Here is a 20,678-nt window from a genome sequence, read left to right as displayed (position 1 = left end):
GTCGGTCCTTACTTCACGGCGCCCATGGTCATGCCCGCGATCATCTTCTCGGACAGGATGGCATAGACAAGGATGGTGGGGATGATGACGATGGTCACGCCGGCAAACAGGCCGGGCCAGTCGCTGGTGTATTGCATCGCGTTCTGCAGCGAATAAAGGCCCAGCGGCAGAGTCCGGTTTTCGGGGCTGTTCAGGATCACCAGCGACAATTGGTATTCGTTCCACAGCCAGATGAAATTCAGGATCGCCGCCGTTGCCACACCCGGCTTGGCCATGGGCAACATCACATAGCGGAAGGTCTGAAAATCGCTGCACCCGTCCAGCAGAGACGCGGCCTCAAGCTCGGACGGGAGCGAGGCAAAGAACCCGGTCAGCAGGTAGACGGTGAAGGGGATCGAGATTGCCACAAACACAACGGTCAGGCCGGTCAGACTGTCGGACAGGCGCAGCCATGCGAGGATGCCGAAGATCGGGATAAACAACATCGGAATCGGGATGCCCATGCCGATAACGAACAGGTTGGTCAGCGCCTCGCGACCCCGAAACTTTGCTCGGCTGAGCACATAAGCCGCCGGGGTCGAGACCACAAGGATCAGCAGCACCGACAGGCAGACGATGACGACCGAGTTCGAAAAGAACTCACCCAGCCGTCCGACATTCCACGCGGTCTCGAAGTTTTCCCAGCGTAATTCGGCGGGGGGTTTGAGTCCGGATCGCAACACCTCGCGCTTGGATTTGAACGCGCTCATCACCACCCACAGGATCGCGGCGACGGTGAAGGCGACCCAGGCCCAGATGGCGATATATGCAGGCAGGCGGCGCAGCAGGGTCATGGCTCAGAACTCCAACTGATCGCGGCGCATCAGGCGGCGGACAAGGACAATCAGCGAAAACGCCAGCACCAGCATCACCACACCGATCGCGGTGGCATAGCCCAGCTGATAGATCGGATCCCGCTGGCCGAAGCCCATAATGTAAAGGTAGATCCCCAGCGTATAAAGCTGCTGCGGCACTTGCAGGAAGCCGAAGGCGAACGGAAACTCGAACATCTTCACTGCGTTGATGATCCAGATGACAAAGGAAATCGTCATCACGTCCCAGATCATCGGCACGGTAATGTACCAGAACTTGTGCCACAGGCTCGCGCCTTCCAGATCGGCGGCTTCGTACATATCGGGCGGGATTTTGTCGACGCCCGCCAACAGCAGGATCAGGAAGAACCCGGTGAAAACCCAGACCAGCGCGGCCAGCATGGCCCAGAAGATATTGTCGGGCGAGGTCCAGAGCGTCTTACCCGCCCCCTCGAACCCCAGCGCCTTGAGCGAAGAATTCAGCAGCCCGTAACGCGGGTTGTAGATATAGGCCCACATGGCCGACAGAGCCACGACCGAGACCACGTTGGGCAAGAAGAACACCAGCCGGAACAGCTTTTTGCCCCAGATGCCCGAATTGATCAGGATGGTGTAGAGGAACGCCAGAAAGAAGACGAAGAACCCGCCGACGAACAGCAAGGCTAACGTGTTGCGAAAGCTCAGCCAGAAGGTCGGATCGTTCCAGAGGCGGCGATAGTTGCCAAGGCCGATGAACTTGGCATCGGTACCGAAGCCTGACCATTCGAACAGGCTGAAGTAAAAAGTGAAACCGGTGGGTATCAGGAAAAAACACAGATAAACGATCAGAGCGGGCGCTACGAAGAACCCGATAAGTCTCTTGCCGATCATGTGCTCCACCCTGTCCTTTGATTAACCGGCCCCGGTGTCAGGGCCGGTCAGATGCTGAAATCAGCGGTTTTCCCAATAGCCTTTGGTTTGCTCGACCATGCCGTCGATGAACTCGTCAACGGTGATCTGACCCAGGAACACCTTGTTGTGCATCGCCTCATAGATGTTGCTGGAATAATCCGCATAGGCAACCTTGAGGCCCAGATTCTCGGACAACAGGCTGGTCGCATTGGCCACCGCTTCGCGGCTGTCCGCGATCACGTCGGCCCATTCGACCGAGGCATTGGCCACACCAATCAACGCATCATCCGCCATCTTCTGCTGTGCTGATTTGCTGAGCGCAAATTTGATGAAGTCCTGCGCGGCCTCGGCATCTTCTGCACCTTCCGGGATGGCAAAGCTGACCGCATAGATGATGGTGTCGTTCACATCTCCCTTGCCGCCTTCGACCATGGGGAAATTCATCGCACCCCATTCAAAGCCCTCTTCGACCTGATCGGCCAGTTCGATGGGCAGCCACGAGCCGACCAGTTCGGTCGCGGTTTCGCCAAAGGCCAGAGTCTGCTGACCGGCGGGCCATTGATAGCCTTTGCTTTCCTCGGGGATCAGACCATCGGCCCACAGGGCTGCCTCAAGCTCCAGCGCCTGACGGACGGCGGGGTCGCGCCATGTTTCGCCGGTTTTGTCCTCGGCCGCTTTCAGCACGAAATCGGGGCCTGCGATGCGTGCCAGCAGGTAGTTGAACCAGTTGATGTTGTAGAACGCGATATCGCTTTCCACCGCAATCGCGTTCACGCCGCTGGCCTGAACCGCCTTCATGGCGTCCACATATTGTGCCCAGGTAGAGGGGGTCTCGGTCACACCGGCGTCGCGCAATTGGGCAGCGTTGTAGAAAATCTGATAGGTATAGAAGGCGTAAGGCATCTGCCCGACCGAGCCGTTAAGCTCGGCGTTGGCCAACAGCGCGGGGTAGATCGCCGCGCCTACGGTGCCGCCATCGGAGGATTCTGCCGCGACCAGACCGTCCAGCGCAACCGCCGCGCCCTGCCCAACCAGACCACCGTTCAGGCCATCCATGTCCGCATCCATCAGGTCAATGCTTGTGCCACCGGCCAGCGCGTTCCGCACAGTTGTCTGGTTCTGGCGTCCATTCCACACCACGTTGAACGTTACATCAGGGTTTGCCGCACTGTATTCGTCCATCAACGCTTTCAGAACCTGCGCCTGCGGCTCGGGCTCGTTCCAGAACGACCAATACGTGATTTCGGTTTCCGCAAACGCCACGCTAGCGGTCAGGCTGGCGATCAGGCTCAAGCCGGAAAGTTTGATGTGAGACACAAGAATTCCTCCCTCAAGGTTGCGCCAGAGACGGCGATTTCGAATCGAACCTTACGGCCCGAAATGTAGTTTTGCAACATTTCTTGAATTTTACCTACTTTTCTGGCTCAGAATTGGGAGTTGTTTTCTCTCTGAGTTCCAGTAATGTAGTTTTGCTGATATATCGCAAGGCATGAAGGACACTCATTTGGCTGACAAGGCTGACATTCTGAACCAGATCGAACGCGACATGCCGGAATTGTCGCGCGCCCTGCGCAATGTGGCCGAGTTCCTGCTGGCTAATCCGACCCAGTTCATCCGCCAGCCTCTGCGCGAATTGTCAGAAACCATTGGCGTGAGCGAACCCAGCCTGATCCGGTTTGGCCGCCGCTACGGCTTCAAGGGCCTACCCGATCTGCGCATTGCCGTGGCCATGGCGCTGGCCGCGCAGGACAGCGGCAGCAGCGCCGAGATCGAACCCACGATCCAAGACAAGGAAGTGGTCAACAAACGGGCGAAACGCGCCGTGGCCGCCCTAGCAGCTGAGTTGATTTCGGACGACCAGTCGATCCTGCTCGATTCCGGATCGACCGTACAATTCCTCGGCGAACATCTGCGGCACGCGCCCTCCAAGAACCTGATGACCACCGGGCTGAACCTGATGTTGGCGCTGCACGATTGCCCGCAGCATCAGTTGATGCTGACCGGCGGCGTGTTGCGCCAGAACGCCATGTCGCTGAGCGGACGGCTGGTCGAAACCACGCTGGAAACCATGTCGTTCGACACCGTCCTGCTGGGTGCTGACCGGGTGGACCCGGCGCTTGGCCTGTCGACCTTCAGCGAGGACGAGGCGCATCTGAACCGCGCCATGATCCGCGCCAGCCGCCGGGTGATCGTGCTGGCCGACGCCAGCAAGTTCGGCCCCACCAAACTGCACCGCATCTGCGATCTGTCTCAGGTGGACGCCATCGTTTCGGACAGCTCGATGCCGGCTGACATGCAACAGGACCTGCGCAGCAGGAATGTCAGGCTCTACCTCGCCGACATTCCAGAAGCTGCGGCAACACCATCAAAAGAACGGACGTAATTCATGAGCGTTAATATCTGGGCAACCGAAACGGAAATTGCCGCACAGCCGGATATCTGGCGGGCTTGGTCGCACATCCTGCCCGGTATTGCGGCGGACATCTCGGGCTGGATCGCCGCGTGCAAGCCGGATGTGATCTGGCTGACGGGGGCGGGAACCTCGGCCTTTATCGGCGATGCGCTGAGCGTCTATCTGGACGGGCTGCTGGGCATCCCGGTCCGCACCGTGCCCTCGACCGATCTGGTGGCGCGTCCGGCGGATTATCTGAAACCGGGGCTGCGCCCGCTGGTCGTGTCCTTTGGCCGGTCCGGCAACAGTTCCGAGACCTTGGGCACGCTGGATTTGCTGGACCGGGACTGCCCGGCGGCGGACCGGCTGAATATCACCTGCAACGCCAACAGCGCGCTGGCCACGCGCGCCCACCCGGGACCGGGTGAGCAAAAGGTGATCGTGCTGCCCGACGCCTGCCACGATCAGGGCTTTGCGATGACCTCCAGCTATACCACCATGTTGCTGACCGCGCTGGCCTGTTTGTCGGGCACCGAGGAGGCCGCGATTTCCGCCAACCTCACCACTCTTGCTGACGCCGCGCGCGGTTTGTTACAAGACGCGCCGAGCCTGCCACGCCCGGCGCGCGCGGTGTTTCTGGGCTCGGGGCCGTATCTGGGCACCGCGCGGGAATCCGCGCTGAAGGTTCTGGAACTGGCTGCGGGTCAGGTGGTGACGGCTTGGGACAGTACGCTGGGCTTCCGTCACGGCCCCAAGGCAATCACCGATGACGAAACGACAGTGTTCGTGTTCCTGTCGTCGGACCCGCTGACCCGCAAATATGACGACGACATCGTGGCCGAACTGCGCAGCCAGTTCCCCGCCACACGCACCCTCAGCATCGGCGATCCCACTCACGGAGCCGTCCCGGACCTGAGCCTGTCCACAGGCCTGCCGGATGTCTGGAACACCGCACTTTATGTGCTGGTGGCGCAGATGCTGTCGGTCGCGTGGTCCAAGTCGCTGGGCCTGAACGTGGATAACCCGTTCGAAGGCGGCAACCTCAGCCGGGTGGTCAGCCATGTCCGCCTCTATGTCTGAAGCGGTGTGCGGCGGCATTGATCTTGGCGGCACCAAGATCGAGGCGACGCTGTTTGATGGCGACCTGACCCACCTCGCCTCGCGCCGTGTCGCCACGCCCCGGGACAGTTACGCCGATCTGCTCGACACGCTTGGTGCCGAGGTCGCGTGGTTGCGATCCGAAGCGCAGCACCGTGACCTTCCGGTGGGTGTCGGCATTCCGGGTCTGATCGACTCGGCCACAGGCCATTCAGTCACCGCCAACCTACCCGCCAACGGCAAGCCTCTGGGCGCCGACCTGAAGGCCCGCAGCGGCGGCACGATACGGCTGGCCAATGATTGCAAGTGCTTCGCCTTGTCCGAAGCGATTGGCGGCGCAGGAGAGGGCCATCACACGGTCTTTGGCCTGATCCTGGGCACCGGTCTTGGCGGCGGCGTTGTGATTGACGGCAGGTTGCTGCCCGGCCCGAACGCGCTGGCGGGCGAGATCGGCCACGCATCCCTGCCCGCCCCGCTGGTGGCTCAATACGGCTTACCGCTCCTGCCTTGCGGCTGTGGGCGGCAGGGGTGTTTCGAAACCTACCTGTCCGGCGCGGGCATGGAGCGGCTGTCTGACACACTCACGGGCCAGCGCCGCACCGCCCCCCAGATTGTCGCCGCCACCCTGCAAAACGACGCCGACGCGCAGCGGGTCTTCGAGGTTTGGCTGCATATCGCCGGAGAGCTCCTGCACAGCCTGCAACTGCATATCGACCCCGATTGCATCGTGCTGGGCGGCGGGCTCAGCAAGATCGACGGGCTGGACCGCAAACTATCTCGGGCGCTGGCGGCCTCGGCGTTGCCGGGCCTGCGCGCACCAGACATCCGCAAACCCAAATTCGGCGACAGCAGCGGCACCCGCGGGGCGGCTCTGCTGGTCTGCCCAGTGCCCGGAAGGACCTGACCCTATGAGCTTTTTCTCGGACCTGAATGCGCGCAACCGGGCCGGAACGCCGGTTGCCATTGCCTCGGTCTGTTCGGCGCAGCCTGACGTTCTGCGAGCCTCGCTGTTGATGGCACAAGACATGCAGCGCCCCATTCTGATCGAAGCGACCAGCAACCAGGTCAACCAGTTCAGTGGCTATACGGGGATGCAGCCTGCCGATTTCATCGCCTTTGTAAACGGCATTGCGCAGGAAACCGGGACCGACCCCGCCCTGATCCATTTAGGTGGCGATCACCTTGGTCCGCAGGTCTGGCGCAGCGAACCCGCCGACAGCGCGATGGCCAAAGCCGAGGATCTGATGCGCGCCTATGTGCAGGCCGGGTTCACCAAGATCCACCTAGACTGTTCCGAAGGCTGCGCGGGTGAGCCCGCGCAGGTCAACGACCAGACCTCGGCCGACCGCGCCGCGCGTCTGGCGGCCGTATGCGAGGCCGCCGCGTCCCATCCCGACCGCCTGAGCTATGTGATCGGCACCGAGGTTCCCCCGCCCGGTGGCGCGCGCGCTGATGAAGAGGGGCAGGGCGTCACCCCAACCGATCCCGCCCATGCCCGCAAGACCCTGCAGATCCATCAGGCCGCTTTCGAGGCCGCAGGTGTCGCGCAAGCCTGGCCCCGCGTGATCGGGCTGGTCGTCCAGCCAGGGCTTGAGTTTGCGCCGACCCATATCGACCATTTCGACTGCAGCGCACCCGATCACCTGTCCCAGGCCCTTACGGACGTACCGCATATCTGCTTCGAGGCTCATTCGACCGACTACCAGAACTCCGCCGTCTATCCCGCGCTGGCCGCCCGGCATTTTAGCGTTCTCAAGGTTGGTCCGGCGCTGACGTTCGCCTACCGGCAGGCGCTTTATGCGCTGGATCACCTGCGCGTGCTACTGGGCAAAGACGGCCCTAACCTGATGCAGCAGATGGACCGGATCATGCTGGATCACCCCAGTCATTGGCAAAAACACTATGTGGGCAACGCCGATGAACTGCGCCTGCAACGCCATTTCGGCTATGCAGACCGCATCCGGTACTACTGGCCCGACACCAAAGCGCAGCAGGCCGTATCGGCACTGTTCTCGGCACTCGGTCCGGATTGCCCGCCCGACCCCGTGCTGGCGCAGTGTTTCGCGCCCTCGGTCATCGAAACCGCAGAAGCACTGTGGATCTCAGGTGAAGACTGGGCAGACGGGCTTATTCTGGCGCAAATTCAGCAGGCGCTGCGCCCCTATTTCTTCTGAGGGGTCTTTCATGCGCTACCTCCTGCCCACCGCCCTGTTTGACTGGCAAGATCTGCGGACCGACACAGTTCTCGCCTGCGAGGGCGGGATTGTGGCGGATATCCTGCCGATTGCCGCCCTGCCTCCGGACGCTCAGACCGAGCGGATCGACGCTCTGATCACGCCGGGCCTGTTCGATGTGCAGGTCAATGGCGGCGGAGGGGTGATGCTGAACAACAGTCCCGCCCGCGACAGTGTGCGCCAGATCGCGCAGGCTCACAACGCCCATGGCACAGCGTTTCTGCTGCCGACGGTGATCACCGACCGCCCCGAAATCATGGAACGCGCCGCTCAGGCGGTTGCTGACGAGTTGGGGCAAAACGGCGTTCTGGGCATTCATATCGAAGGGCCGCATATCAGCCTGGCCCACAAAGGCACGCACAACCCGGCCCATATCCGGCCTTTCGATGATCAGACCATGTCGGTGCTGGAATGTCTGCGGAACCGGAAGGTTCCGGTTCTTCTGACGCTGGCCCCTGAAACCGTCGAACCGGGCCTGATCGCCCGTTTGACCGGCATGGGCGTTGTTGTCTCGGCCGGGCACAGCGCGGCAACGGCGGATGAAACCCGCCGGGCGCTGTCGGAAGGGCTGCGCTGCTTCACACATCTGTTCAACGGCATGCCCCAGATGACCTCACGCGCCCCGATGATCACCGGAGCTGCAATCAACAGCGAGGTCTGGTGCGGCATCATCGCCGACGGGCATCATGTCAGCGACGACATGGTGGCACTGGCCACCCGCGCCCGGCCGATGCCAAACCGGATGGTCCTTGTGTCGGACGCGATGTCCACCGTTGGCGGGCCGGACCACTTCGAACTGTATGGAGAGGTCATCCGGGTCGACAATGGGCGGCTCGTCAATGCTCAAGGGTCATTGGCCGGAGCGCATATTTCCCTGGCAGACACGCTGGCGCGGACGATCAAGCACATCGGGATACCTGCAAAAGAAGCCATGCCCATGGCAACGTCAAACGCCTTCGAAATGATGAGGCTGCACGGCCCCGCCATCATCGGCAGCCCGTTAGATAGTCTGGGGCACATCAAAGGTGTAGTTGTGCGCAGCACAGCAGTCTGAGGGGACGCCGCTAATAGTTACCGATGCGTCCTACGAAAGGCTTTCAGACATCAGCATGGCCCGTTGAAGTCGCCACAGGTCAGGGCAGGCGACAGGCTTGCATGCACATCGTCGGGGTCCGCGTGCGACCAGATATCCCGCGCCACCCGCCAGACACCGTCCGGGTCGCGGTGGTAAAGATTGATACCATATCCCTTTGAGACAGTGGTCGTGCCCCAGCCGTAAGGTGTGTCGGTGGCGGTAAACACATAGCGCTCGAACGCCCATTCATCGGCCACGACAAATTCCAGCGATTGCTTGCTCCAGAAAGTTTGCACCGCATCAAAGTAGCCGCTCACCCAGGGCGCGACCTCGGCCTTGCCTTCCATCATCGGCGTGCCGGGGGCGATGAAAACGATATCCTCGGTGACGGTCTCCAGAAACCGCGCAGCATCGTTCGAATTGATCGCAGCGAGATACGCCGCCTTCGCCGCCAGCGCAGTGTCCGGCCCTGTGTCCGAGAGTGCCTGTGTCGCAACGACCAAACCGGCAAGCACAGCAAACTGAGTGATCCCTTTGTTCATCCTTCCCTCCGTCATGTGCAACGGTTGGCGACGGCCGTCCCCCCTGCAATCCGGCGTTTGGCTGACGCTTGCTGCCAAAGGTAACGCAACCGCTGTTTCAGATAGCCACAACACTGATTTGTATTCTGCAAACCGGCTGTGTACTCTCAAAATGCCTGTAGATAAGAAGGAATGCGAGTCAGGGATGTTTTCATATTATTAAGAAAAACTACTGAATGAGTTTGATCGACTGGCATAAACTACCCGCACTGACAACCCTACGCGCGTTTGAGGCGACGGGACGTCTGGGGGGTTATTCGGCGGCAGCGCGGTCGCTGAATGTGACCACTGCTGCAATTGCCCAGCAGGTGCGAAAGCTGGAAACAGATCTGGGCGTTGCTCTGGTTCGTCGCGAAGGGCGCGGGCTGGCCCTGACGCCTATGGGTGAAAAACTGGCAGCAATACTGAATGATGCCTTCGCACAAATCGCCAAGGGCATTGATGACGTGACCACGCAGGAGGCGGCGCGTGGCGTGCGCGTATCAACCACCGTCCGGTTTGTCGACGCGGTTATCATGCCGCAGCTCAGTGATTTCTGGACTGAAAACCCGGGCATTCAGGTCTCGTTCACCCCAGAAGAAAACGCGCAGGACCCAGACCTTGATGCGTTTGACATCGTAGTACGCGGCGGCGCGCCCAATCAAATCTGGAATAACGCCAACCAACTTCCGTTACTCACTTCGCCCTTTGTGCTGTGCGGCACGCCCGACCTGTTGGCACGCGTCAGCAATCTGGCGGAATTGCCCTGGATTCAGGATCAAAGCATCGGCGGACCGGTCTTCGCAGGAATGGTCAGCGATGCAGGGTTTTGCCTTGAAGACCTGACACTGGTCGATCCGGGTGGTGCGAAATTCGAGCTTGAAGCCACGCTGCAGGGCTATGGGCTGCATGTCAGCCCCGAAGTGACGGTCAGAAAGCACTTGCTGAACGGCAGTCTACAACAAGTGAGCTTCCCCCATGACTGGACCGCCTGTTACTACGCCCTCTACCGCAAAGGCCGCCTGTCCGATCAGGTCAAAACCTTTCTGGACTGGCTTTCCGTGGTCTGTGCGCAGAATTCAAAAGCGGCCTAAAAAAGAACCTTCGGCAAATAGGTCGCGATCCCGGGCAGGAACCAGATGACGACCACGGCGAGGATCTGGATCAGAATGAACGGCGCGACCCCGGCGTAGATTTGCCCGGTGCTTATCTCTGCCGGGGCGACCCCGCGCAGGTAGAACAGGGAAAACCCGAAAGGCGGCGTCAGGAAAGAGGTTTGCAGGTTAATCGCAATCAGTACCGACAGCCAGACCGGATCGTGCCCCATCAGGATCAGCGCCGGCATGATCAGCGGCAGGACGATCACCGTGATCTCGACGAAATCCAGGAAAAAGCCCAGCACAAAGACGAACAGCATGCAGAACAGCAATGCGCCGGTCGGCCCGCCGGGCAGGTCGGTCAGCAGGTCATGCACGCGTTCTTCGCCGCCAAGGCCGATGAAGACCAGCGAGAATATACCCGCCGCTAGAATGGTGGCAAAGATCATCGAGGTCATGGTCAGCGTCGAATTCAGCGCCGGTTGCAGGGTTTGCCGGGCGATCAGCGATTTAACCGCGACCCCTATGGCAATCGCCCCGAGCAGGGTCAGCAGCATGTAGCCGCCGCCCACCGCATAATCCAGAACTCCAAGATCACTGCGCTGCAGCCGAACAGGATACAGACCCGCACCAACAGCCAGCAGGACAAGGCTGGCCGTGCCCAACAGCAGGATTTTGCGCGATGCCCCGGTTTTGATCGCCGCCATCAGGATCGCGCCGAGGCCCCCGACCGAGGCCGCCTCGGTCGGCGAGGCAACGCCGCTCAGGATCGCGCCCAGCACAGCGAGGATCAGAAGAATGGCGGGCAGGATGGCCGAGAGGATCTTGGGTAGCGGCAGCCGCTCGCCCGTCTCGGCCAGAACCGGCACATCGGCGGGGCGGATCAGGCCCCGGATCAGGATGTAGACGATATACAGCACCACCATGGTCAGGCCCGGCAACAGCGCGGCAGCGAAAATCTGGCCGACCGAGATGGTGTCGATGGCGAACTTGCCCTGCTCATACTGCGCCTGCTGATAGGCGTTCGAAACCACATCGGACAGGATGATCAACAACGTCGAGGGCGGAATGATCTGCCCCAACGTGCCCGAGGCACAGACGATGCCCGCCGCCAACCGCGGATCATAGCCTGCGCGCAACATGGTTGGCAGGGCGATCAGGCCCATGGCGATCACGGTCGCCCCGACAATCCCAGTCGAGGCCGCCAGCAGCATGCCAACCAGAACCACCGAGATGCCCAGCCCCCCGCGCAAGCTGCCGAAAGACCGGCCCATGGTTTCCAACATTTCCTCGGCAATCCGGCTTTTCTCAAGCACCGCCCCCATCAGGACGAACAGCGGAATAGCAATCAGCACCCCGTTGGTCAAAAGCCCGAAGATCCGTTGCGACATCGCCCCGAGCAGCGCGATGTTCATCGCCCCCAGTCCCCAGCCCAGAAAGGCAAACAGGATGGCGGTTCCGGCGATGCTGAACGCCACCGGAAAGCCAGACAGAACCGCCACCATCAGGGCCGCGAACATCAGCAGATCGAGGTATTCAACCACGCGGTTTTTCTCCGATCAGGATGCGCATCACCTCGGACGCGGATTGCAGCAAAAGCAGGACGCAGAAGGCCGGGATCAGCGTTTTCAGGAAGAACACCGCCTTGATCCCGCCAACGGAAATCGGGCCTTCCAGAATGCTCCACGAATTCACTACGGCGGGCCACGACCAGTAGAGAACCGTGACCATTGTCGGCATCAGCAGGAACAGGTGCCCGAACAGATCAATCCGGCGCTGCCCGGTTTCACCGAAGCGGTTGTAGAAGATATCCACCCGCACATGGCCATTGACCAGCAGCGTGTACCCGGCACCCAGCATGAACAGGGTCGAATGCATATACAGAACGGATTCGTTCACCGCCACATCGCTCAACCCGAACACATAGCGGGCGACAACGATGGCGAACTGGACCAGCACCATCGCCAGCGCCAGCCAGCGGATGACCGACCCGACCGCCTGACTGAAGCCGTCCAGAGTTTTGATGATGTGCTGCACGCTTGCCTCGAGGGTTTCCCAGAGGGCGAAGCCGCCCTCCGGGCCAGGTCTCAGTAGTTCAGAACACCTGCGCGGGCGTTCATTTGACCGTTATCGGCGTAGCTCATGTACGATCCGACCGAGTCGCGATAGGTCAGGAAGCTGTCGGTGATCCGGCGCACCAGCTCGTCATCGTCCTGCGACAGCTCCTCCATGATCTCGATCGCAGCGACGCCCATGGCCTGAATGACATCGTCGGGCAACTCGCGCACCTGCACGCCCTCTACGGCCACCAGCCGGGTAAGGGCCTGCGCGTGTTTGGTAGTGTATTCCGTCCAGACCGGATTATAGAGGCTCTCGCAGGCAAAGCTGACCGCCTGCTTCAGATCATCGGGCAGCTCGGCATAGGCGGTGGCATTGACGGCGCATTCCTCGGCCGAAGACGGCTCACCCACACCGGGCCAGTAGTAGTTCTTGGCGACCTGCTGGAAACCCACGGCGCTGTCGGTCCACGGGCCGATGAACTCACCCGCGTCCAGCGCTCCGGTTTGGAGTCCCTGGAACATGTCGCGCGGCCCCATCGCCTGCACTGCCATCCCGATTTTCGAACACATCTCAGATGCAAGCCCGGTGGTACGGAACTTGAGGCCCTTCAGATCGTCCAGCGACTGGATCTCATCCCGGAACCAGCCCTGCCATTGCGGGCCCGAGTTGCCGCACAGGAACGGCTTGAGGTTGAAGCGGGCGTAAATCTCATCATACAGCGCCTGCCCGCCCCCATGATAGAGCCAACCAAACTGCTCATCCGCGCGCAGGCCAAAGGGTTGCGAGCCGAACAACAGAATGCCTTTCGACTTTGACCCCCAATAGGCGGGCACCGCGTGATACAGCTCGGCCGTGCCTTCGGACACCGCATCAAACACACCGCGCCCCGGCACCAGTTCCCCTGCCGCATGGAGCTTGATCTCCAACCGGCCGCCCGACAGGGTGGTGATCCGATCAGCCAGCATCTGCGCCGCAACACCAGGTCCGGGTAGGTTTTTGGGCCAGGCCGTGACCATGTTCCATTGGCGAATGTCCTGCGCCACGGCTGGGGCCGCAAGCGAGGTGGCGGCAGCGCCCAGAACACCTGCGGTCACAAAGTCTCTGCGTTTCATTGTATCCTCCCGGTTTTTGAAATTATTAAATCATTGCTAAAAACTTTTAAGCATGCACATAATAATTGAGTCAATTTAAATTTAACCGCCCCGACGATTGACAGCGGTTAAACCTATTAAGAGCGAACCGGAACCACGGACGATGAGCAGCAACTGGATGGACATACGGGATGAGATCAAGCGCCGGGTGCTGGATCGAGAATTGCTTCCGGGCGCGAAACTTCCCAATGATCAGGACCTGGCCGAGGAATTCGCGTGCTCCAGAACCACCGTGCAGCGCGCCATGCTGGATCTGGCCCAAAGCGGCACCGTCGATCGCCGCCGAAAGGGCGGCACGACCATCACGCTGCACCCGATCACGCGGACCACGTTTGACATCCCCATCACCCGACTTGAAATCGAGGCCGCCGGAAAGGACTACAGCTACTTTCTGGTCTCGCGCGAAATCCGCGTCTCTCCGCCGCGCATCGCGTCGGCCTTTGGTCTGGCCGAACCGACCGAGATGCTGCATGTCGAGGCGCTGCACATGGCGGACAAACAGCCCTATTTCTTCGAAGACCGGTGGATCGTCCACGCAACGACACCAGAAATCCTGGACGTCGATCTGAGCCGCCAAAGCGCCAATGAATGGCTTGTATTGAACCGTCCCTACAGCGATTGCGAGGTGCGGTTTCTGGCCAAGAACGCCACGCAGCAAGAGGCCGAGTTGTTGGCCTCGGATGTCGGCGAAGCCCTGTTTGTCATGGAGCGCACCACATGGATCAACGGGGCCCCGATCACCATGGTTCGAGCTATCGCGAAGCCGGGGTATCAGTTGGCGGCGAGGGCGAACTGAACCGCCAGTTGCCCCTGGCCGTCGCTCGATCCAACTTCGACGCACGGCACGTTCAGGGGCTGAAGATCAGCACCAGAAAGACGATGAACAACACGCAATGCACGGCCCCGTTCAGCACGTTTGTGCGCACCCCGCCGAAGGTCATGACGCTCATCACCAGCGTCAGAAGCAGCAGAACCATGGAACTGTCGCTCAGGCCCAGAACCGTATTGGTGCCCGTCAACAGGCTAATGGCAAGTACGCAAGGCACCGTCAGCCCGATCGTCGCCAGTGCTGAGCCCAGCAGCAGGTTGACCGACCGCTGCAAGTGATTGGCGCGGGCGGCGGCCAGTGCGGCCAGCCCCTCGGGCGTCAGAACCAGAAGGGCGATGACCACCCCGCCAAGGGCAAGCGGGGCCCCGGCCTGAACGATCCCGATATCCACGAGCTTGGCCATCCGCTTGGACAGCAGAACAATCGGGATCAGCGTCAGAAGCAGCAACAGCGTGTGGTAGCCGACCGAATAGACCGGGCCGTGCCCGTGATCCTCGGTCTGCGCGGCCTCATCCGCGCGCGCGGGCTGCAGGAAGTAGCCCTGATGCCGCATGGTCTGAACGGTCAGGAACGCGGCATAAAGCAGGACGATGATAATCCCGAAGAACACCGCCTGCGGCACAGAAAATGTCGGGTCATCGGTCGAAACGGTAAATTTCGGCAGGATCAGGCTAAGCACCGCAAGCGGCAGCAGCACGGCCATGAACGCCCGCGCCCCTTGCAGATTGTAGTCCTGTTCGCGATGGCGCAGCGCGCCGATCAGCAAGGCCAGCCCGACCAGACCGTTCAGCACGATCATCAGCACCGCAAACATGGTGTCGCGCGCCAGCGTCGGCGCGGCCTCACCGGTCAGCATGATGGCCGCAATCAGCGACACCTCGATCCCGATCACCGCCAGCGTCAGGATCAGAGTGCCAAAGGGTTCCCCCAGCAACTCGGCCAGCGCATCCGCGTGGCGGACAACGGCGAAACAGGCCCACATCATCACCGTGAAAATCACGACAAACAGAAGCCCGGCCAGCCAAAGGTTCTGCAGATCGTAGAGCAAGCCATCCGCGCCGAACTGGAATATGCCCAGCGTCACGATGATCAACGCGGTGGGCAGTTCAGCGCGCGTCAGGCTTAGCAGGCCGGGTTTTGTTTTTGCTGGCTGATCGGCCATGGGTCACTGCTTTGGTCCGAGGAATGGGTCGCTGCGGTTACGCAGGGCGAAATTGCCTTTGCTGATCAAATTTTACGCACAGCATATCCGGGTTGGGCTTTTCTATCCAGCCAAACCTCTGATCCCGGCGCGCAGCACAGGCTGCAGCCCGTTCAACCCACACCCGAGTGTTTGGCGGCCGCAGACTTGGTGATGGTCACATAATCCTGCACCTGCACCAGATCGCGCCCGGGCAGCCAAAACTCATCCAGCACAAACTCGGTGATCTCGACCTGCTGATCGATGCTGAAATCATGAACCTGCGGGTACAGCATGATCATCCAGACAACTGCCATCAGATCCTCAAACCGCTCGGGGCGGCATCTGACCGCGCTGCTGCGGGCTGAAAAATACAGATCCCCGCCCTCGGGCCGCGCCTTGACCCGCGCGGGCAGGTCCAGCAGGTTCTGTGTGTTGCGGGTTCCGCAGAACTTTTCGGCGAACCGGTTGTACAGCCAGGTGGCCGAGTAAGGACGCCTGGTCGAAGAAGACATCAGCGCCAGATGCATCCTGCCCGGCGCGCTGAGAACCTGACTGCACAGGGCGCGGACCAGGCCCGGCCAGTCCTCGGGCCGGGAGTAATACAGCGCGTGATGAAGGGTCACCAGATCGAAGGGCACCCCACCCAGTTGGTCCTGCAAGGTCGCCTCGGCGGCCCGGTCCGTTCGAAAATCCTGAAGGTAGTCGCCCTGTAGCAGATGCACATCGTTCAACAGGGTCCGCTCAACCCGCGTTTTCAGGGCCTCCAACGCCGCGGGGTCGCAATCGTACAGCCACAGCCCGCCGTCGGACAGGGCATGCAGCAGCCGAAACTGCGGTTCCTCGCTCGATCCTATGGAGAGCGTTCGCAGCCGTTGATCCGGCGCACGCTCGCGCAGCAGCGCTTTGACCCCACGCATCAGGTCACGCGCGACGTCGGCTTTCTCATCGGTGTGACACTCCCACAGTTTCACTTGATCGCGCAGCCCGAGCTTTGTGGCTTTCAACCCGGCTTCGATCAGATCATTTCTGGAAAAGCGGACCGGGTCCGCGATCTGGTTCAGAGCTTCGTCATACATCTGGCACCCTCGTCCGTTCGGTGAACATCCGGTTTCGTTGAACCTCAGATGGCAAGCCGGGATGACGTCCGGGTTTCCCGAACCTTAAAGACCGTTAAGATTTGGGGTGTGATCGGCCATGCTCACTGATTGAGATCGGGCGCTCTGCCCCCGCTTTGTTCCATACCGGACTCAGCTCATTTATTCAGCAGTGTTGAAAATTTAGGCATGCCGCCCAAATAACAGGCAGTTTTCGCGTCAACTCTACTCCGCGGGCTGTACCATCAAGCAGCCTCGGACCCCAATCCACAAAGGTGACTCCGATGAATTTCATACTGAAGGGAAGTCTGGTAACCCAGATCATTGTCGGCCTTGTCGCAGGCGTTTTGCTTGCAACGCTGTGGCCTCAGGCCGGAATGGCCGTTGGTCTGCTGGGGGATTTCTTTGTCGACGCGCTGAAGGCCGTCGCCCCGGTTCTGGTGCTGATCCTGGTCTGCGCCGCGATCACCAACCACAAAAAGGACAGCGAGGCCCGGATGGGTCCGGTTGTCATGCTGTACATCATCGGCACCTTTGCCGCCGCCCTGCTGGCCGTTGCGGCCAGCTTCCTGTTCCCGGTCACCTTGCACCTGACCGGTACGGCCGAGGCGATGACCGCACCGGATGGTCTGGGCGACGTGGTTAAGAACATTCTGCTGAAAATCGTCGACAACCCGGTCAATGCCATCGCGCAGGCCAACTATATCGGCATTCTGGCGTGGGCCATCGGTCTGGGGCTGGTGTTTCGCCATGCCAGCGACACGACCAAGGCGCTGATGTCCGATCTGGACGGCGCGATCACCAAAATCGTCGCGGCCATCATCCGCGTTGCCCCGATCGGCATTTTCGGCATCGTCGCCGCAACCATTGCGGAGACGGGTTTTGCCACGCTGGTCAGCTACGCCAACCTGCTGGCGCTTTTGCTGGGCTGCATGGCGGTGATGGCGCTTGTGGTGAACCCGCTGATTGTGTTCCTGCGCATCGGTCAGAACCCCTATCCGCTGGTCTTCACCTGCCTGAAGGAATCCGGCATCACTGCCTTCTTCATGCGCAGTTCCGCCGCCAATATTCCGGTCAATATGGAACTGTGCCGGCGGATGAATCTGGATGAGGAAACCTATTCCGTCACCATCCCGATCGGGGCCACGATCAACATGGCCGGGGCCGCCATCACCATTACGGTGATGACGCTAGCAGCCGTGCACACAGTCGGGATCGAGGCCGACTTCCTGTCCGCCCTGCTGCTGAGCGTGATCGCAGCCATCGCCGCGACCGGGGCGTCCGGAGTGGCGGGTGGCTCGCTCTTGCTGATCCCGATGGCGGCCAGCCTGTTCGGCATCGACAACGCAACCGCGATGCAGGTCGTCAGCATCGGCTTCATCGTGGGCGTCTTGCAGGATTCCGCAGAAACCGGACTGAATTCGTCCACCGACGTTCTGTTCACCGCTGCCGGTTCCTACAAGCGCGGTGACCCATACCCGCATAAACTACCGCTGGAAGAGGTCGCGGCGTAGCGCATCCAAAACGACTACTTCCATCTCGCAACGGATCTGTTGCGTTCCTTTGCGCCCGTCGTCTACCGACGGGCGCAATGCATTGGGGGGGTGATCAGTAGCAGGCCGCGTCGTCGCGCTACTTAGTTACTGAGACGAAAAACTCGCCTCCAAAGCGCGGAAACCTCCCAAAAACACATCGTTTTCGACGAACTTATGCCAGTGTTCGGTTTGCCCGTCTCCGGCCACGAACTCGGCCCACCATTCGGCGAAGGTTTCATTGCGGTCGGTGATTGGTGAGAACTTCATCCTCGCGACATAGTTCACGAAGGGCAGCGGACCGTTGGGTAGCATGTCATATGATAACTCACGATCCGGATGGGACAGCGACAACAAGGTCTCGCGGATGCGGCCCGAGCCATCGGTCAGGGCGAAATTGCGGACGCATCCGACCTCACCATTGGCGTGGCCCTCTTCGATCTGGCTGTCCGTGGCCGCAGGGTGCCAGTTGGGCAGGCCGTTAAAGTCGCGTACGCGCGCCCAGACCTGATCGACCGGAACCGCGATGATGGTAGAGGAATAGGCTCTGATCATTGGGACACTCCTTCTGTAACGCGTGCGCCGCGGCGCAGTTTGCCGAACTCGGCGGTCTGAGCTGTGATCGCCCTTTCAGTGGGCAGACGCTCCATGGATGAGGCACCATAGAAACCATGGCAATCGGGGCAGAGGTCAAGGAATTTCTGCGCGTCCTCCGGCTCGGCCAGCGGGCCGCCATGGCAGATAAAGATCAGGTCATCACGATAGGCCCGTGCCGCTGCGGCCCATTCATCATAGAGCCGCGCGCATTCTGCGATATCGGGCGCGCTGTCCCCGGCCCCGATTGAACCGCCAGTGGTCAGTCCGAAATGCGCCACGATGACATCCGCACCTGCCTTGGCCATTTCCGCGGCATTGTCGGCGCTGAACACGTAGGGCGTGGTCAGCAGGTCGCGTTCGCGGGCCTTGGCGATCATCTCGACCTCCATGTCATAGGACATGCCGGTTGCCTCAAGCTCGCGCCGGAAGCGGCCGTCGATGATGCCCACGGTGGGAAAGTTCTGAACCCCGGCAAAGCCCATCGCGGCCAGATCGTCCAGAAACTTGTCCATGATACAGAACGGGTCGGTGGCGTTCACCCCGGCCAGAACCGGCACATTTTTGACAACGGGCAGCACTTCGCGCCCCATGTCCACGACGATCTCGTTGGCGTTGCCATATGACATATACCCCGCCAGCGACCCGCGACCGGCCATGCGATAGCGGCCTGAATTGTAAATGACGATCAGGTCGATGCCGCCGGCCTCTTCGCATTTGGCGGACAGGCCGGTGCCTGCTCCGCCGCCGACGATCACCTTGTCTGCTGCGATTTTGGCCCGCAGGCGGCCAAGGATTTCTGTGCGTCCCGTGACTGCCATCTCAGGTATCCTTCTTTGTATAGATTTCGTTGAAATTGTTGATCGCGGCCTCGGCAAAGGCCGTATCGTTGATGTGCAGGTCCAGTTCGACCAGTTGCCGGTCGGGCGTCTGGACCACCGTGTCGCGCAACGCCTGGAACAGCGCCTCATTGGCCACCGGATCGTGGAAGGCACCGCCTTCGATATCCAGCGCCGAAACGCCGCGCAGCGGCAACAGGAACCGCACCGGCCCGTCGCAGGCGTTCAGCTTGTTGCCAATCCATGTGCCGATCTGCGCGCATTCGTCCGGGGTTGAGCGCATCAGCGTGACCTGCGCGTTGTGGTGATAGAAATTGCGTCCTTTGAACTGTGCAGGCACCGAGTCCGGGGCCCAGAAATTCGCCATGTCCAGCGCGCCGCAGGACCCGACATAGGGCAATTTGCTGCGGGCGATACTGTCGAGCCGTTCCTCGCCCGCGCTCAGCATCCCGCCCACGATCAGGTCGCAGATTTCGGTCGTGGTGATATCGAGCACCCCGGCCACGTCGCCCTGATCGACCAGCTGCTCCATCGAGCGTCCGCCGCTGCCGGTGGCGTGGAAGACAAGGCAATCATAGTCATCGGCCAGCCCCTCGGTGATGGCCTGAACGGCAGGGGTGGTGACACCGAACATCGACAGAACCAGCGCGGGGCGGTCATCTGTGGCATCGGGCACCTCATTGGCCATCATGCCCGCCAGCGCATGGGCTGCATTGCCAAGCAATTTGCGCGACACGCGGTTCAGGCCGGATACATCCGTCACCGGGTGGAACATATTCACATCCGACGCGCCGACATAGGCCGAGACATCGCCCGAGGCCAAGGTCGAGACCAGCACCTTGGGCACCCCGATCGGCAAGGCTTGCATCGCGGGTGCGATGATCCCCGAACCGCCCGAACCGCCCAGCCCGATGATGCCGCCAAGATCGTCACGGCCCAGCACAAAGGCGGTTAGCGCCCGCGACATCTCGGTCACAGCCTGCCCCCTGTCGTTCACAAACACCGAGGCCGGGCCGTCGGGATGGCAGGCGGCGACGCTGGCGGCTGTTACATCCACGCCCGCCTCGCCGCCTTTGGTGCCGACATTGACCAGCACGGTTTCCATCCCCGCCGCATCGATCAGATCGCGCACATAGCGCAGTTCCGGCCCTTTGGTGTCGGCGGTGCCGATCACGTAAGCTCTTTTTGTCATCCTCT

At 61.0% G+C, this 20,678-nt stretch carries 20 protein-coding genes; 8 read left to right on the top strand and 12 right to left on the bottom strand.

The annotated features are described in order from the left end of the window. Positions 1–8: 8 nt before the first annotated feature. From ACR0JN_RS16635 to ACR0JN_RS16625, 3 genes are read right to left on the bottom strand one after another with little or no spacing between them, the layout of a single operon-like run. A complete protein-coding gene (locus ACR0JN_RS16635) occupies positions 9–833 on the bottom strand; it encodes a carbohydrate ABC transporter permease (RefSeq protein WP_480887286.1) in 825 nt (274 codons plus the stop codon). Between the two features lie 3 nt (positions 834–836). Then, positions 837–1,721, bottom strand: a complete 885-nt coding sequence (locus ACR0JN_RS16630) for a carbohydrate ABC transporter permease (RefSeq protein ID WP_480887284.1) — start codon at positions 1,719–1,721, stop codon at positions 837–839. Positions 1,722–1,781: 60 nt separating this feature from the next. Further along, complete coding sequence (locus ACR0JN_RS16625; protein ID WP_480887282.1) at positions 1,782–3,059, bottom strand: ABC transporter substrate-binding protein; 1,278 nt, start codon at positions 3,057–3,059, stop codon at positions 1,782–1,784. A 187-nt stretch (positions 3,060–3,246) separates the two neighbouring features. Here ACR0JN_RS16625 and ACR0JN_RS16620 point away from each other — a divergent pair, with 187 nt between their 5' ends. Genes ACR0JN_RS16620 through ACR0JN_RS16600 form a run of 5 tightly spaced genes read left to right on the top strand, consistent with a single transcriptional unit; the run spans position 3,247 to position 8,520 of the window. Next, entirely contained in the window at positions 3,247–4,125 is an 879-nt protein-coding gene (locus tag ACR0JN_RS16620) for a DeoR/GlpR family DNA-binding transcription regulator (RefSeq protein ID WP_480887279.1), read from the top strand. A 3-nt stretch (positions 4,126–4,128) separates the two neighbouring features. Next, on the top strand, positions 4,129–5,214 hold the full coding sequence (locus tag ACR0JN_RS16615; RefSeq protein ID WP_480887277.1) for an SIS domain-containing protein: 1,086 nt from the start codon (positions 4,129–4,131) through the stop codon (positions 5,212–5,214). Continuing rightward, on the top strand, positions 5,195–6,136 hold the full coding sequence (locus ACR0JN_RS16610) for an ROK family protein (RefSeq protein WP_480887275.1): 942 nt from the start codon (positions 5,195–5,197) through the stop codon (positions 6,134–6,136). Before ACR0JN_RS16615 ends, ACR0JN_RS16610 begins: the two co-directional genes overlap by 20 nt. Positions 6,137–6,140: 4 nt before the next feature. Continuing rightward, positions 6,141–7,406, top strand: a complete 1,266-nt coding sequence (locus ACR0JN_RS16605; protein WP_480887272.1) for a class II D-tagatose-bisphosphate aldolase non-catalytic subunit — start codon at positions 6,141–6,143, stop codon at positions 7,404–7,406. Between the two features lie 10 nt (positions 7,407–7,416). Continuing rightward, the gene (locus tag ACR0JN_RS16600) at positions 7,417–8,520 is read left to right on the top strand and encodes an N-acetylglucosamine-6-phosphate deacetylase (protein ID WP_480887270.1); all 1,104 of its coding nucleotides are present in this window, start codon (positions 7,417–7,419) and stop codon (positions 8,518–8,520) included. A gap of 50 nt (positions 8,521–8,570) precedes the next feature. Here the strand turns inward: ACR0JN_RS16600 and ACR0JN_RS16595 are convergent, their stop codons facing one another. Beyond that, positions 8,571–9,083: a YybH family protein gene (locus tag ACR0JN_RS16595; RefSeq protein WP_480887268.1), complete on the bottom strand. Its 513-nt coding sequence runs from the start codon at positions 9,081–9,083 to the stop codon at positions 8,571–8,573. 215 nt (positions 9,084–9,298) lie between these two features. Here ACR0JN_RS16595 and ACR0JN_RS16590 point away from each other — a divergent pair, with 215 nt between their 5' ends. Next, positions 9,299–10,195: a LysR family transcriptional regulator gene (locus ACR0JN_RS16590; RefSeq protein WP_480887266.1), complete on the top strand. Its 897-nt coding sequence runs from the start codon at positions 9,299–9,301 to the stop codon at positions 10,193–10,195. Here the strand turns inward: ACR0JN_RS16590 and ACR0JN_RS16585 are convergent. Genes ACR0JN_RS16585 through ACR0JN_RS16575 form a run of 3 tightly spaced genes read right to left on the bottom strand, consistent with a single transcriptional unit; the run spans position 10,192 to position 13,371 of the window. Then, on the bottom strand, positions 10,192–11,742 hold the full coding sequence (locus tag ACR0JN_RS16585) for a TRAP transporter large permease (RefSeq protein ID WP_480887264.1): 1,551 nt from the start codon (positions 11,740–11,742) through the stop codon (positions 10,192–10,194). The genes ACR0JN_RS16590 and ACR0JN_RS16585 overlap by 4 nt on opposite strands. Next, the gene (locus ACR0JN_RS16580) at positions 11,735–12,235 is read right to left on the bottom strand and encodes a TRAP transporter small permease subunit (RefSeq protein WP_480816432.1); all 501 of its coding nucleotides are present in this window, start codon (positions 12,233–12,235) and stop codon (positions 11,735–11,737) included. The genes ACR0JN_RS16585 and ACR0JN_RS16580 overlap by 8 nt, the downstream gene beginning before the upstream one ends. Before the next feature lie 50 nt (positions 12,236–12,285). Then, on the bottom strand, positions 12,286–13,371 hold the full coding sequence (locus ACR0JN_RS16575) for a TRAP transporter substrate-binding protein (RefSeq protein ID WP_480887263.1): 1,086 nt from the start codon (positions 13,369–13,371) through the stop codon (positions 12,286–12,288). 142 nt (positions 13,372–13,513) lie between these two features. Between ACR0JN_RS16575 and ACR0JN_RS16570 the strand changes: the two genes are divergently transcribed. Beyond that, positions 13,514–14,206 carry a GntR family transcriptional regulator gene (locus tag ACR0JN_RS16570; protein WP_480816430.1) on the top strand — a complete coding sequence of 231 codons (693 nt, stop codon included), beginning with the start codon at positions 13,514–13,516 and terminating at the stop codon, positions 14,204–14,206. Between the two features lie 52 nt (positions 14,207–14,258). Here the strand turns inward: ACR0JN_RS16570 and ACR0JN_RS16565 are convergent, their stop codons facing one another. Further along, positions 14,259–15,401, bottom strand: a complete 1,143-nt coding sequence (locus ACR0JN_RS16565) for a calcium:cation antiporter (RefSeq protein WP_480887262.1) — start codon at positions 15,399–15,401, stop codon at positions 14,259–14,261. Positions 15,402–15,553: 152 nt separating this feature from the next. Then, positions 15,554–16,498 (bottom strand): class I SAM-dependent methyltransferase, encoded by a 945-nt coding sequence (locus ACR0JN_RS16560; protein ID WP_480887260.1) that lies wholly within the window; start codon positions 16,496–16,498, stop codon positions 15,554–15,556. A gap of 302 nt (positions 16,499–16,800) precedes the next feature. On the opposite strand from ACR0JN_RS16560, the gene sstT reads away from it, so the two are divergent. After that, entirely contained in the window at positions 16,801–18,030 is a 1,230-nt protein-coding gene (gene sstT, locus ACR0JN_RS16555; protein WP_480887259.1) for a serine/threonine transporter SstT, read from the top strand. Positions 18,031–18,156: 126 nt separating this feature from the next. Here sstT and ACR0JN_RS16550 read toward each other — a convergent pair whose 3' ends face one another. The 3 genes from ACR0JN_RS16550 to ACR0JN_RS16540 are packed head-to-tail and all read right to left on the bottom strand — an operon-like array spanning position 18,157 to position 20,673. Further along, entirely contained in the window at positions 18,157–18,603 is a 447-nt protein-coding gene (locus ACR0JN_RS16550; RefSeq protein WP_480887257.1) for an SRPBCC family protein, read from the bottom strand. After that, the gene (locus tag ACR0JN_RS16545; RefSeq protein ID WP_480887255.1) at positions 18,600–19,463 is read right to left on the bottom strand and encodes a phosphoenolpyruvate hydrolase family protein; all 864 of its coding nucleotides are present in this window, start codon (positions 19,461–19,463) and stop codon (positions 18,600–18,602) included. The genes ACR0JN_RS16550 and ACR0JN_RS16545 overlap by 4 nt, the downstream gene beginning before the upstream one ends. A gap of 1 nt (position 19,464) precedes the next feature. Then, entirely contained in the window at positions 19,465–20,673 is a 1,209-nt protein-coding gene (locus tag ACR0JN_RS16540; RefSeq protein WP_480887253.1) for a Tm-1-like ATP-binding domain-containing protein, read from the bottom strand. Between the last annotated feature and the right edge of the window lie 5 nt (positions 20,674–20,678).

The organism is Ruegeria sp. G12, from assembly GCF_056533565.1.
The sequence above is the reverse complement of the archived record's forward strand: the minus strand, read 5'-3'. Positions and strand labels throughout refer to the sequence as shown.